The 13,381-nt window shown below is 70.5% G+C and carries 13 protein-coding genes; 1 reads left to right on the top strand and 12 read right to left on the bottom strand.

Features of this window, described 5'->3' with window-relative positions:
• Positions 1-71: 71 nt before the first annotated feature.
• Positions 72-1,706, bottom strand: a complete 1,635-nt coding sequence (locus tag AB0310_RS11865; RefSeq protein WP_366237320.1) for an FAD-dependent oxidoreductase — start codon at positions 1,704-1,706, stop codon at positions 72-74.
• Positions 1,703-1,867, bottom strand: a complete 165-nt coding sequence (locus tag AB0310_RS11860; protein WP_366237319.1) for a DUF8730 family Cys-rich protein — start codon at positions 1,865-1,867, stop codon at positions 1,703-1,705. Before AB0310_RS11860 ends, AB0310_RS11865 begins: the two co-directional genes overlap by 4 nt.
• A 93-nt stretch (positions 1,868-1,960) precedes the next feature.
• Here AB0310_RS11860 and AB0310_RS11855 point away from each other — a divergent pair, with 93 nt between their 5' ends.
• Positions 1,961-2,227 carry a metal-sensitive transcriptional regulator gene (locus AB0310_RS11855; RefSeq protein WP_187663064.1) on the top strand — a complete coding sequence of 89 codons (267 nt, stop codon included), beginning with the start codon at positions 1,961-1,963 and terminating at the stop codon, positions 2,225-2,227.
• Between the two features lie 93 nt (positions 2,228-2,320).
• Here the strand turns inward: AB0310_RS11855 and AB0310_RS11850 are convergent, their stop codons facing one another.
• The 10 genes from AB0310_RS11850 to AB0310_RS11805 all read right to left on the bottom strand — a co-directional run bounded on the left by AB0310_RS11850 (position 2,321) and on the right by AB0310_RS11805 (position 13,263).
• A complete protein-coding gene (locus tag AB0310_RS11850) occupies positions 2,321-2,947 on the bottom strand; it encodes a superoxide dismutase (protein WP_025103993.1) in 627 nt (208 codons plus the stop codon).
• A 22-nt stretch (positions 2,948-2,969) separates the two neighbouring features.
• A complete protein-coding gene (locus AB0310_RS11845) occupies positions 2,970-3,506 on the bottom strand; it encodes a flavin reductase family protein (protein ID WP_187663063.1) in 537 nt (178 codons plus the stop codon).
• Positions 3,503-4,852: an FAD-dependent oxidoreductase gene (locus tag AB0310_RS11840; protein ID WP_366237318.1), complete on the bottom strand. Its 1,350-nt coding sequence runs from the start codon at positions 4,850-4,852 to the stop codon at positions 3,503-3,505. The genes AB0310_RS11845 and AB0310_RS11840 overlap by 4 nt, the downstream gene beginning before the upstream one ends.
• Positions 4,849-5,175, bottom strand: a complete 327-nt coding sequence (fdxA, locus tag AB0310_RS11835; RefSeq protein ID WP_025103996.1) for a ferredoxin — start codon at positions 5,173-5,175, stop codon at positions 4,849-4,851. Before fdxA ends, AB0310_RS11840 begins: the two co-directional genes overlap by 4 nt.
• A gap of 155 nt (positions 5,176-5,330) precedes the next feature.
• Positions 5,331-7,583, bottom strand: a complete 2,253-nt coding sequence (locus AB0310_RS11830) for an exo-beta-d-1,3/1,6-glucosidase (protein WP_366237317.1) — start codon at positions 7,581-7,583, stop codon at positions 5,331-5,333.
• Positions 7,583-8,722 (bottom strand): ABC transporter permease, encoded by a 1,140-nt coding sequence (locus AB0310_RS11825; RefSeq protein ID WP_187663061.1) that lies wholly within the window; start codon positions 8,720-8,722, stop codon positions 7,583-7,585. Before AB0310_RS11825 ends, AB0310_RS11830 begins: the two co-directional genes overlap by 1 nt.
• Before the next feature lies 1 nt (position 8,723).
• Positions 8,724-9,812, bottom strand: a complete 1,089-nt coding sequence (locus AB0310_RS11820) for an ABC transporter permease (RefSeq protein WP_187663060.1) — start codon at positions 9,810-9,812, stop codon at positions 8,724-8,726.
• Complete coding sequence (locus AB0310_RS11815) at positions 9,809-10,615, bottom strand: ABC transporter ATP-binding protein (RefSeq protein WP_187663059.1); 807 nt, start codon at positions 10,613-10,615, stop codon at positions 9,809-9,811. Before AB0310_RS11815 ends, AB0310_RS11820 begins: the two co-directional genes overlap by 4 nt.
• The gene (locus AB0310_RS11810) at positions 10,612-11,436 is read right to left on the bottom strand and encodes an ABC transporter ATP-binding protein (protein ID WP_366237316.1); all 825 of its coding nucleotides are present in this window, start codon (positions 11,434-11,436) and stop codon (positions 10,612-10,614) included. The genes AB0310_RS11815 and AB0310_RS11810 overlap by 4 nt, the downstream gene beginning before the upstream one ends.
• A gap of 162 nt (positions 11,437-11,598) precedes the next feature.
• Positions 11,599-13,263, bottom strand: a complete 1,665-nt coding sequence (locus AB0310_RS11805; protein ID WP_366237315.1) for an ABC transporter substrate-binding protein — start codon at positions 13,261-13,263, stop codon at positions 11,599-11,601.
• Between the last annotated feature and the right edge of the window lie 118 nt (positions 13,264-13,381).

The raw sequence follows: 13,381 nt of genomic DNA, 5'->3' as shown, positions 1-13,381 counted from the left end.
CGCGGAGACCGCGGTTCCGGCCCTGACGGGCGCAGGTGCGCCGGTTCTCCTGAGTTGTGAACGCGTCGAGATCAGGAGCCCGCGGTCGCGTCCCGCCAGGTGCGGTAGCCGCCGTCGAGATTGCGCACCTCGCGCCCGTGCTGCCGCAGCAGCCGGGTGGCGATGTGCCCCCGCAGGCCGACCTGGCAGTGCACCACGAGGGGCCCGTCCGGCAGCTCGTCGAGGCGGTCGCGCAGCTCGTCGAGCGGGATGTTCCGCGCGCCGGGGATGGCGCCGTTCGCATACTCGCCCGCGTAGCGGACGTCGATGAGGGCTGCGCCCGCCTGCACGGCGTCGTCGAGCTCGTGCCACTGGAGGGTCGGCGTGGTGCCGCTGCGGGTGTTCTCGGCGACGTAGCCGAGGATGTTCACGGCGTCCTTCGCCGAGCCGAACTGCGGGGCATACGCGAGCTCGAGGTGCGCGAGACCGGCGGCCGTGACGCCCGCCTGCAGCGCGGTCGCGATGACGTCGATCCGCTTGTCCACGCCGTCACGACCCACGATCTGCGCCCCGAGGATGCGGTCGGTGGCGGGGTCGGCAAGGAGCTTCATCGAGAGGGTCTCCGCGCCCGGGTAGTAGCCGGCGTGCGACGCCGGATGCACATGCACGGCGTAGAAGTCGCGACCCGCGGCACGGAGCTGCTTCTCGCTCCATCCGGTCTTCGCGGCGGCCAGGCCGAACACCTGCACGATGCCGGTGCCGAGCGCGGGGCGCGCTGACTCCTCCCGCCCCGCGATGACGTCAGCGACCATCCGGCCGTGGCGGTTGGCGAGACCGGCCATGGTCACGAGTGCCGCACCACCGCCGATGAGGTCGGCCTTCTCGACGCCGTCGCCGACCGCGAAGACGTCGGGCGCACTGGTGCGGCAGGCCTCGTCGACGGCGATTCCGCCGGTCTCGCCAAGACGGATCCCGGCGGTGCGGGCGAGTCCGACCTCGGGCACGACCCCGGAGGCGTCGACGAGGAACTCCGCAGGGAGGGTGGCACCGTCGCTCAGGGTCACGGAATCCGCGGCCGTGGCCACGACCTCGACGCCGAGTCGCACGTCGACTCCGCGGCGCCGGACCTCGGCCGCGAGGGGCGCGGCCATCTCCGGATCCAGCGGCCCGAGCAGTTGGGCACCGCGCTGCACCAGGGTCACCGCGGCGCCCCGGGCGACGAGGTTCTCGACGGCCTCGAGTCCCGTGTATCCGCCGCCGACGACGACCACCGGCAGTCCGGGGCGGAGGGCGGCCTCGATCGCATCGGCATCCGCCACGGTCCGCAGGCTCCGCGCGGGGAGGGCTCCGGTCGGCTCGTCGCCGCGGGGCCGGGCACCGGTGGCGAGCACGAGGCGGTCGTACGGGTGCGTGCTCCGGCGGCCGCTGTCGAGATCGACGACCTCGACCGTCTTGCGCTCGGTGTCGATGCCGACGACGTCGTGACGGACGCGGACGTCCAGCCGGAAGCGGCGGTGCAGCGACTCCGGGGTCTGCAGCAGGAGGGCGTCGCGCTCCTCGATCACGCCGCCCACGTAGTAGGGCAGACCGCAGTTGGCGTAGGAGACCTCGGGCCCGCACTCGAAGACGACGATGTCCGCGGACTCGTCGAGGCGTCGGAGCCGGGTCGCCGCCGACATGCCGCCGGCGACCCCGCCGACGATGACGACGCGGAGCGGCGCGCTCATCGGCCGAACAGCCGGGCCAGGAGACCGCCCTTGGCCTCGTCCTTCGGATGGCCCGCGCACCAGTCCGACGCCGGCACGGTGCGGCGGACGGCGTCGACGTGCTGACCACACCCCGCCCAGGTGGTCTTCCCGCAGGTACGGCAACGGACTGCTCGACACATGTGTTCTCTCCTCACTCGATACCCCGGTGGGTATGCAGACACTATACCCCCGGGGGTATAGTGGAGCGCACAGCCGGCCTTCAGGGAGAGACCATGACCACCGTCGACATCGACACGCAGCGCAAGATCGCCAACCGCCTCAAGCGCGCACAGGGACAGCTCGGCGCCGTGATCGCCGCGGTCGAGAGCGGCGGTGACTGCCGGGCCGTCGTCACGCAGCTCGCCGCCGTGACCTCCGCCCTTGACAAGGCGGGGTTCCAGATCATCGCCTCCGCCATGAAGACCTGCCTCGAGGACCCCGCGCAGGACGACGCCGTCCCGCTCCCCGACCTGGAGAAGCTCTTCCTCACCCTCGCCTGAACGCGACCCGGCCCCTTGCGGCCACCCCGGCCCGGTGCGGACGATCGCAACGGGCCGGGGCGCACGCAAGGGGCCGGGTCGGCGAAGAGGGGGTCAGGGGACGAGGAGACCCGCGGTCGCGGTGCGCGCCGTCTCGAAGCGGCGCTGCACGTCGGGCCAGTTCACGAGGTTCCAGAACGCCTTGACGTAGTCCGCCCGCACGTTGAGGTAGTCGAGGTAGTAGGCGTGCTCCCACACGTCGAGCTGCAGCAGCGGGATGACGCCGAGCGGCGCGTTGCCCTGCTGGTCGAACAGCTGGAAGATCACCGGGCGGGCTCCCACCGAGTCCCAGGCGAGCACGGCCCACCCGGAGCCCTGCACGCCGAGGGCCGTCGCGGTGAAGTGCGCGCGGAAGCCGTCGATCGACCCGAAGGAGTCCGCCAGGGCCGCCGAGAGCTCGCCCTCCGGAGCCCCTCCGCCCTCCGGCGAGAGGTTCTGCCAGAACACGGAGTGGTTGATGTGGCCGCCGAGGTTGAACGCGAGGTCCTTCTCGAGCTTGTTCACCGCTCCGAGGTCGCCGCTGTCCCGGGCCGCCGCGAGCTGCTCCAGCGCCGTGTTCGCGCCGGTCACGTAGGCCTGGTGGTGCTTGGAGTGGTGGAGCTCCATGATCTTGCCGGAGATGTGCGGCTCCAGCGCGGAGTAGTCGTAGGGCAGCTCGGGGAGTGTGTACGGAGTGGACATGGTTGTTCCTTTCGTGACGGGATCAGAGGGCGGTGTCGTGGGACAGGGCGTGGAATCGGCGGTCGATGTAGACGAGCGGGCGGGCGGGGCGGCCCGCGAGCACCTCGAGCACCTCGGCGATCACCACGGTCGACGAGCCGACGGGCACGGTCTGGATCGCTCGGCAGCGCAACGCGACCCTGGCCTCCGCCAGGTGCGGCTCCCCGGTCGGCAGCGTCGTCCAGCCCTGCTCGGGCGTGAAGCGCTCGGAACCGCTCACCGCGAAGCTCTGGGCGAGCGCGGAGTGCTCGTCGTCGATGAGATGCACGACGAAGGTCTCCGCGCCGAGGATGGCCCCGGCGCTTCCGGTCGCCCTGGTCACCGAGAACACGATGGCCGCCGGATCGACCGCGACCGACGACACGCTCGACGCCGTGAGGCCGACGGGGCCGTCCGGACCCTGCGCCGTGATGATGGCGACACCGGCGGGGTGGGTGCGGAACGCCGCCTTGAGCCCCTCTCCGACCGGCGTGGGCACCGGAGCGGCGGGGTGCGGGGTGGTGTGCGGGTCGCGGGTCATCGGGTGCTCTCCTCGAGAGGGATGGGGGTGGGGGTCGCGTGGGCGCGCATGGCCGCGCGGTCGACGAGCTTCGTGCGCTCCCGGCCGCGGACGGCTCCGGCGCGGCGCTCGGCCTCGTCGATGCGCAACCAACCCTCCCAGTCCACCACGCCGGGGAGGTCCAGGGGCGGGTCCCGGTCGATGCGGGCGGACGGAGTGGCAGCGAGGTCCTCGACGAGATGCTGCACGGTCTGCGCGGCGTCGGACTTGGTCGAGCCGATGAGTCCGATCGGCCCGCGCTTGATCCAGCCGGTGGCGTAGAGGCCGGGGACGGGCGTGCCGTCGGCATCGAGCACCCGCCCCTCCGCATTCGGCACGATGCCCCGTGCCGCGTCGAACGGCACACCGGGCACGGGCGAGGAGAGGTAGCCGATCGCCCGGTAGACGGCGCCGACCTCGTAGCGCACGAGCTCGCCGGTGCCGACCATGCGTCCGAGCGGATCGGACGCGGTGCGCTCGAACTCGATGCCCTCCACGCGGTCCGCACCGAGGACGCGGACGGGTCGATGCCGGAAGTGCAGGTGGATGCGCCGGGAGGCCCCGGCGGACGGACGCTGCGCCCACTCCGTGAGGGTGCGCACGATGATGCGGCGCTGGGAGAACTGCTCCAGCATGCGGGCGGCGTGGTCGTCGAGCTCGAGATCGGCGGGATCGACGATCACCTCCACGTCGTGCTGCTCGCCCAGCTCGCGCAGCTCCAGGGCCGAGAAGCGCACATCGGCCGGGCCACGGCGGGCGAAGAGGTGCACGTCGCGGATCCGACTCGCGGCGAGCGCGTCGAGGATGTGGTCGGGGGTGTCGGTCGACTCCAGCGCCGCGGCGTGCTTCGCAAGGATGCGCGTGACGTCGAGCGCGACGTTGCCTGCGCCGAGCACGGCCACGGACTCCGCCTCCAGACCCCAGCCCTGGGCGACGTCGGGGTGCGCGTCGTACCAGGCCACGAACTCCGCGGCGCCGTACGATCCGGGAAGGTCGGCTCCCGGCACGTCGAACGCCACGTCGCGGTCGGCTCCGGTCGCGATGACGACGCCGTCGTACGCCCGGCAGAGCTCGTCGACCGTCACATCGACGCCGACCTCGACGTTGCCGCGCAGCCGGATGCCGGGCTGGAGGAGTACGTCGTGCAGCGCATCGATGATCTTGCGGATGCGCGGGTGGTCGGGGGCGACGCCGTAGCGGACGAGGCCGTACGGGGCGGGAAGCTTCTCGTACAGGTCGATGGCCGCCTCCGGCACCTGCGCCCGGAGGAGGTCGGCGGCGTAGATGCCCGCGGGGCCCGCGCCGACGATGGCGATGCGCGGGGTCACTCGTGCACCTCCTGCGGTGGGAGCGCGGCGATGAGGGGGTGGTCGTGCCGGATGAGTCCGGTGCGGGCGGCGCCGCCGGGCGAGCCGATCTCGTCGAAGAATTCGACGTTGGCCTTGTAGTAGTCCTGCCACTCGTCGGGGAGGTCGTCCTCGTAGTAGATCGCCTCGACGGGGCACACCGGCTCGCACGCCCCGCAGTCCACGCACTCGTCCGGGTGGATGTAGAGCGACCGTTCGCCCTCGTAGATGCAGTCGACGGGGCACTCGTCGATGCAGGCCTTGTCCTTGAGGTCGACGCACGGCAGCGCGATCACGTACGTCATCGCGACTTCTTCTCTGTCCCACTCACGCCCTCCACCGTAAAACCTCAAGTGCACTTGAGGTCAAATCGAGGCGCCGAGACCCCGGCCTCGCGCCGAGACCCCGCCGCCGCCGCGCGGATACGACGGGGTCTCGGCGGGGAAGCGGGGTCTCGGGATCAGGACGGGGAGATCTCGAAGGGGGCGGGGAGGAGGTGCTCCTCGCGGGAGCTGGGGCCGACCAGGAGCGTGAAGGCACCGAGCTCCACGGTGCGGACACCGGCGGCGGTCACGATCGTGCAGTCCGCGACGGGGACCTCGAGCCGCACGCGGGCGCTCTCCCCCGGCGCGAGCTCGACCTGCCGGAAGGACTTCAGTTCACGGTCGGTCCAGCTCACGCTCGTCACCTCGTCCCGCACGTAGGCCTGCACGGTCTCGCGGACGGGCCGGTCCCCCGTGTTCGTCACGGTCACGTGCCCCACCACGGTGTCGCCGAGGCGCAGCTCCGTCTGCTCCAGCTCCAGGTCCGCGTACGCCACGGTCGTGTACGACCGGCCCTCGCCGAAGGCCCACGCGGGCGCCTGGGTGAGGTCGGCGTAGCGGTCGCCGTGCTGGCCGCGGATCTGGTTGTAGTAGGTCGGCTGCTGTCCGACGTGCCGCGCGAACGAGATCGGCAGCCGGCCCGAGGGCTCCACGGCACCCGTGACGATGTCGGCGAACGCCCGTCCGCCCTGCATGCCCGGGTTGGCCGCCCAGATCACGGCCGCCGCGCGCTGCACCGAAGACGGGAGCACGAGAGGCTTGGACGCCAGCAGCACCACGACGACGGGCTTCCCGGTCTCGATGAGCGCATCGAGCAGGGCGTTCTGACCGCCGATGAGCTCCAGCGTGGCCGTGGACCGTCCCTCGCCCACGAGCTCGATGCGATCGCCCACCACCGCGACCACGACGTCCGCGGCCTCGGCGGCGGCCACCGCCTCCGCGATCAGCGCGGGATCCGGCGGGCACGGCTGCACCACCGGAGGACGCGGCTGGTTGTCCGGGAAGTGCGTGCCGCGGGGGTCGTCGGCGAGCGTGAGGATGTCGGCGCCGCGCGTGTGCGTGACCGTCCACGCGTCCACCGCGCGGAGGCCGTCGAGCACGGTCGTGATCATCTCGCGGGGCTGTCCGTCGAGCCAGCCCGCCTGGCCCGAGCCGCCCGCCCAGTCGCCGAGCTGCGTCTGCGCGTCGTCCGCGAGCGGCCCGGTCACCGCCACCCGCAGCGGCTCCGCGGAGTCCAGCGGCAGCAGGCCGTCGTTCTCGAGGAGCACGAGCGAGCGGCGCGCGATCTCGAGGTTGAGCTCCGCATGCGCGGCGCTGCCGACCACGGCGGACACGTCGTCGCGGGGCAGCCGGGGGTCTTCGAAGAGTCCGAGCTCGAACTTCAGCGTGAGGATACGGGAGACCGCGTCGTCGAACGCGTCCTCCGGCAGCAGCCCCCTGGCGACCGCGTCCAGCGCCCCCTCGAAGAACCCGGGCGTGGTCATCACCATGTCGTTCCCTGCGCGCACCGCGGCGGCCGCCGCATGCGTGAGGTCGGGCTGCACCCGCTGCTCCCACACCATCCGGCCCACGTTGTCCCAGTCGGTGATGAGCGTGCCGGTGTAGCCCCACTCGCCACGGAGCACGTCGCTGAGCAGCCACTCGTTCAGCGTGATGGGCACCCCGTCCGTCGTCTGGTAGCCGAGCATGAACGTCCGGCAGCCCTCGCGGGCGACCCGCTCGAACGGCGGCAGGAACCAGGAGCGCAGCTTGCGCGGGGAGATGTCCGCCTCGCTCGCGTCGCGTCCACCCTGCGTCTCCGAGTAGCCGGCGAAGTGCTTGGCCGTGGCGAGGATCGCGGTGGGGTCGTCGAGCCCGTCACCCTGATAGCCGCGCACCATGGCCGAAGCCAGCTCCCCGATGAGGAACGGGTCCTCCCCGAAGGTCTCCCCCACCCGCCCCCAGCGCAGGTCGCGGGCGATGCAGAGCACCGGCGAGAACGTCCAGTGGATGCCGGTGACGGCGACCTCCTCGGCCGTCGCCCGCGCCACGCGCTCGACAAGCGCCGGGTCCCACGAGGCCGCCATACCGAGCTGCGTCGGGTAGATCGTGCCCCCGGGGAAGAAGGAGTGACCGTGGATGCAGTCCTCGCCCACGAGCAGCGGGATACCGAGTCGGGTCTGCGCGACCAGGACGGCAGCCCGCCGCAGACGCTCGTCCGAGGCGTGCAGGATCGAGCCCGCGTGCCGCCGGAGCACGTGGTCGTCGATGTCGTCGCGAGCGTCGAGCTGGAGCATCTGCCCGACCTTCTCCTCGAGCGTCATGCGACTGAGGAGGTCGGCCACGCGCTCGGGGATGGAGAGAGCGGGGTCCTGGTACGGGAGCTGCGTGGTCAGAGTCTGAGAGGTCATCACTTCGTGTTCTGGTTCGTGTGCGGTGTCGCGGTGTTCGAGGAGTCGGTGGTGCCGGAAGCGCCCGGCGAAGTCGCCGACGATACGGGATCGGGGCTCTTCTCCGGCAGGGGCACGCTGCGGACGGCCGTGACGGCGTCGTTCACGTTGAGCCCCTTCTTCTTCATCGCCCTGGCCCGCTCTCCCGCCGAGCGCAGGCGCGGGTTGACGTACTCGTCGATGCCGAAGTTGATGAGCGAGAGCGCGACGCCGATGATCGCGATGCAGAGCCCGGCCGGCACATACCACCACCACAGCCGCGGGAACGCGCCGTTCTGCTGGGCCCAGAACAGGATCGTCCCCCAGTTCAGGTTGCTCACCGGGATCACGCCGATGAACGCCAGGGTCGTGAGCCCGAGGATCGCGGCGGTCACGGTACCGACGAAGCTCGAGGCGATGAGCGCGAGGAGGTTCGGCAGCATCTCCACCGTGATGATGCGACGCAGCGGCTCGCCGTTGGCGCGCGCCGCCTGGATGAAGTCGCGGTTGCGCAGCGACATGGTCTGGGCGCGCAGCACGCGGGCTCCCCACGCCCACCCGGTCAGCCCGAGCACCGCGGCGATCACGATGAGCGGCGGGTTCTCGAACTGGGAGGCGATGATGATGATGAGCGGGATGCCGGGGATGACGAGGAACACGTTCGTCAGCGCCGACAGCGACTCGCTCCGCCACCCGCGCACGTAGCCCGCGATGACGCCGATGGTGATCGCGATCGCCGTGGCGATGAAGGCGGCGAGGAAGCCGACGACGATGACCCCGCGCGTGCCGTAGATGATCTGGCTCAGGACGTCCTCGCCCATGTGCGTGGTGCCGAGCCAGTGCTCCCAGGACGGCGACTGCCGGAGCGCGGAGCGGTCCTTCTGCGTCGGGCCGTACGGGGCGATCCAGGGGGCGAAGACGGCGATGAGCACGAACGCCCCGAGGATGATCAGCCCCGCGATGGACTTCGGGTTGCGGAACATCGCGAACGCCTGGGCGAGCTGCGATCGGAACGTCCGGCGCGCCGGCGCGCGGTCGGCGGGCGTGCGCAGGGTGGCGGTCTCCGGCATGCCGGAGGGGACGCGCGAGCCGTCGGGGGCGGTGGTGGGGGGAACGGTCATGTCAGGACTCCGTCTGGCGGGTACGCGGGTCGAGGTAGGCGTAGACGACATCGGCGAGGATGTTGGCCACGAGCACGGAGAGGGTGATGACGAGGAACACGCCCTGCATGAGCGCGAAGTCCTTCGCGTTGGTCGCGTCGAGCAGCAGCTTGCCGACACCCGGATAGCTGAACACCATCTCCATCACGATCGTGCCGCCCACGATGAAGCCGATCGACAGCGCGAAGCTCTGGATCTGCGGGAGCACGGCGTTGCGGGCCGCATACGCCCAGAGCACGCGTCGGTTGGGCATGCCCTTGGCCTGGGCGACGGTGATGTAGTCGTCGTCGAGCACGGTCAGCATCATGTTGCGCATCCCCAGCACCCAACCGCCGAGCGAGGCGACCACGATCGTCAGCGCCGGGAGGGTGCCGTGCGCGATCACCTGCCCGATGAAGTCGAGACTCCATTCCGGCGACTGCCCCTTGTCGTAGGCATGCGAGGAGGGGAACCACTTCAGCGTCGAGGAGAAGATGGCGATCGCGATGAGGCCGAGCCAGAAGTACGGGATGGTGTTGAAGAACGTCGTCACCGGGATGATCGCGTCGAGCTTGCTCCCGCGCTTCCAGCCGACGATGGCGCCGGCGACGGTGCCGAGCGCGAACGAGATGATCGTCGCGATGCCCACCAGCCCCAGTGTCCAGGGCAACGCCGCCCCCAGCACCTCGGCCACCGGCCGCAGCCCGTGCAGGGTCGAGATGCCGAGGTCGCCGCGGAGCAGCATGCCCCAGTACTCGAGGTACTGCTGCCAGAGGCTCTTGTCGGTGTCGATCCCCAGCAGGATGCGCAGGGCGTCGGCGGCCTCCGGGCTCACCGTGCGGTTGCGGGCGAGGTAGGACGTCACCGCGTCGCCCTTCATCAGCCGCGGCAGGAAGAAGTTGATGGTGATCGCGGCCCAGAGCGTGAAGAGGTAGAACGCGGCGCGTCCGGCGAAGAAGCGCCAGGGCACGCGCCGGGTCCCGCGGTCCACCGTCGTCGCGGTCGTCCCCGCCTCCCGTGCGCTCTGCGCGATGAGGTCGTTGTCGTCGAGCTGCGGAAAAGCCGTGCTCACCGCGCACCTCCGTTCGATGCCGCCGACGCGAAGTGCTTCTCCGGGTCGGGCGATGCGGCGCGCAGAGCGCGGGTGTAGGGGTCCTGTGGATCGAGGATCACGTCGTCCGCCGTGCCGTACTCGACGACCCGGCCCTGGTTGAGGACCATGATCTCGTCGCTGAAGTGGCGTGCGGTGGCGAGGTCGTGGGTGATGTAGAGCACGCCGAGCCCTTCCTCACGCTGCAGATCGGCGAGGAGGGTGAGCACCCCGAGCCGGATGGAGACGTCCAGCATGGAGACGGGCTCGTCGGCGACGAGGAGCGACGGCCGGGAGGCGAGCGCCCGCGCGATGGCGACACGCTGACGCTGCCCGCCGGAGAGCTCGTGCGGTCGGCGGTCGATCACCGCATCCGGGTCGAGGCGCACGCGCTCCAGGAGCCGGCGCACCTCGGCCTCCGTCTCCGCTCTGGACACGACGTCGTCGAGACGGAGGGGCCGCTCCAGGTGGTACCGGATGGAGTGCGAGGGGTTGAGGGAGGCGAACGGGTCCTGGAAGACCATCCGCAGCTGCTGCCGATATCTCCGCAGTCCGCGGCCGCGGCGCGGGACCGGCGCGCCGTCCAGCAGCAGGTCGCCGGCAGTCGGGGTCTCGAGCTGGGTGAGGATCTTCGCGATCGTGGACTTGCCGCTGCCGGACTGTCCGACCAGGCCGATCGTCTGCCCGGATGTCAGCGTGAAGCTCACGTCGTCGAGGGCTTTGATCTGGCCGGCGCCTCGGACGTTGTACGCCTTCGTGACGTGACGGAATTCGAGGGTGGTCATCGCACCAGCACTCCTCTCTCCCCGGTCAGCCGGGGGAACGACGACAGCAGGGTCTTCGTGTACTCGTGCTCGGGCTGCGTCCAGATGCGCTCTGCCGTATCGAGCTCGATGATCTCTCCCTCGCGCATGATCGCGATCCGGTCGCTGATCTCCAGCAGGAGGGGGAGGTCGTGCGTGATGAAGACGACCGAGAACCCGAACTCGTGCCGCAGCTGCGAGATCTGCGTGAGGATCTCCCGCTGCACGAGGACGTCGAGCGCCGTGGTGGGCTCGTCCATCACCATGAGCTGCGGCCGCAGCGCCAGGGCCATCGCGATCATGACGCGCTGCCGCATGCCTCCGGACAGCTCGTGCGGGAAGGAGCGAGCACGCTCACGCCCGACCTTCACGATCTCGAGCAGCTCCTCCGCCTCGGCTCGGCGCTGCTTCCGGGTCATGTCGGGTCGGTGGATCTCGAACACGTCCTCCAGCTGCGATCCGACCGTCGCCACCGGATTGAGGGCGTTCATCGCCCCCTGGAACACCATCGACACCTTGTCCCAGCGGAATCGCTGCATCGCGTCGACGTCCAGCGCGTTGATGTCGATGTCGACACCGGTCACGTCGTGGAAGGTGACGCTGCCGCTCGTGATCACGGCGGGCGCGCGCAGCAGCCGCTGGACGCCGTACGCGAGCGTCGTCTTGCCGCAGCCGCTCTCGCCGGCGAGGCCGAGGATCTCGCCGCGCTGCAGTTCGAGGGTCACGTTCTTCACCGCCGCGACGGGCGGGTCGACGTCGTACACGACGGAGAAGTCGCGCACGGTGAGCAGGGGATCTGACATGGTGCTCCTAAGTGGGGGCGGGCCCTTCGACAGGCTCAGGGACCCAGATGGGTGGCTGAGCCTGTCGAAGCCCCGCCGTGGGTGGCTGAGCCTGTCGAAGCCCCGCCGTGGGTGGCTGAGCCTGTCGAAGCCCCGCCGTGGGTGGCTGAGCCTGTCGAAGCCCTAGTCGGCGAGTTCCAGCTTGGTGAGGATCTGCACGATGTTCTGCTGGGTCGGATCGGCCGAGGCGTACGGGTCCTCCTCGGAGGGCCAGCCCACGTAGTTCCGGGTGTTGAACTCCCCCAGCAGCGGGTGCGCGCCGAGCGGGATGGCGGGCACCTGCTCGACGAAGATCTCCTGCAGCGTGGTGAGGGCGGTGGTGCGCTCCTCGTCCGACGACGCGTTGGCGTAGCCGTTCAGCGCCGCCGTGGCCTCCGGGTCCTCGAAGCGGCCGAAGTTGAACCCGGCGATGCCCTCCGGGGAGATCCAGCGGGGGTCCATGGTCGAGGTGTAGAGGCCGTAAGCGGTGCCGCTGTCCTCCAGCCAGTGGATGATCGCGGAGAACGTGCCCTCGTCACGCGGGACTTGCCAGCCGCCCCAGTCGGGCATGTCGATCTTCACCTCGGCACCGATGGCCTCGGTCACATCCTCCGCGATGAGCTCCTGTGCCGTGTTCCAGTCGCTCCAGCCCGAGGGCACCGACAGCGTGAACGAGACGGGGGTGCCGTCCGGATCGATCAGCGCGTCGTCCTTCCAGGTGTACCCGGCTGACTCCAGCAGATCCCGCGCCTTCTCGGCGTCGACGGCGTACTCCTGGCCCTCGAACTCGGGCTGGATCTCGTCGTCCAGGATCGACGACAGTCCGGTCACCGACCAGACCGGCTCGCTGGCGCCCTCCCGGGCGATGTCCACGTAGGCGTCGCGATCGATGACCCAGGCGAGAGCCTGGCGGAACGTCGGGTCGTCGAACGGCTTCTGCTGCAGGTTCATGAAGAGCGTCGCCGAGCCGGTGGTCGGGGCGGCCCAGAACTTGTTGTGCTCGGGGTCGGCGTCGAGGAACTGCTCCTGGATCTGCGGGATGAACGCCTGCGCCCAGTCCGCCTCGCCCTGGGCGAGGGCCGTGGTCAGCGCGGTGTTGTCGCCGTAGGAGACGTAGTGCAGCTCGGGCACGGCGAGGTCGCCGCCCCAGTAGTCGTCGCGCGCGGTGAGCGTGACCGACTCGGTGGACCAGTTGGAGAGGGCGTAGGGGCCGGTGCCGACGAGGTCGTCGCCCTTGACGGGATCGGTGGCGGGGTCGTCGAGGTTCTCCCAGATGTGCTTCGGAACGATCGGCACGTGCAGGACGCGCGCCTGGTTGACGTACTTCGACTCGCCGAACGTCAGGGTGACCGCGTCGCCGTCGACGGTGGCGCCCTCGAACTTCAGACCGGCCGTGTCCAGCGCGGGCGTGGAGACGAGCTCGTACGAGTAGACGATGTCGTCGGCGGTGAACGGCTCCCCGTCGCTCCAGGTGACGTCGGGGCGGGGCACGACGGTCACGGCGGTGTAGTCGTCGTTCCACTCGATGCTCTCCGCGAGCCAGGGGGTGACCCCGCGGTCTCCGGTCTGGTTGACGAGGCCAAGGGTCTCGAAGACGACCTTTCCGTAGCCGTACTTCGAGGCGGACGAGTCTCCGACGTACGGGTTGTTCGACTCGGTGGTGATGGCGCCGTCCGGCTTGGCGATGGTGAGGGCGACGGCCTCGCCCGCGGCGGCGTCGTCGCCCCCTCCGGACGAGCATCCGGCGAGCGCGGAGACGCCGAGGACGGCGACCGCGCTGGCGGCGATCAGGGTTTTCGTGAGCTTCATTGCTTCTCCTTGGGCACGGGTCCTTGTGCGGCGACGCGGCCGACGGATCGCCTCCGACCGCGCTTTTGCTTACTGTCGAGAAAGTAAGCTGTGGAGAGGTTACCGAGGAGTAAGTTGG

Source organism: Microbacterium meiriae, from assembly GCF_040702565.1.
In the GTDB taxonomy this organism is placed as follows: domain Bacteria; phylum Actinomycetota; class Actinomycetes; order Actinomycetales; family Microbacteriaceae; genus Microbacterium; species Microbacterium meiriae.
This window is presented reverse-complemented; position numbering and strand designations above follow the sequence as displayed.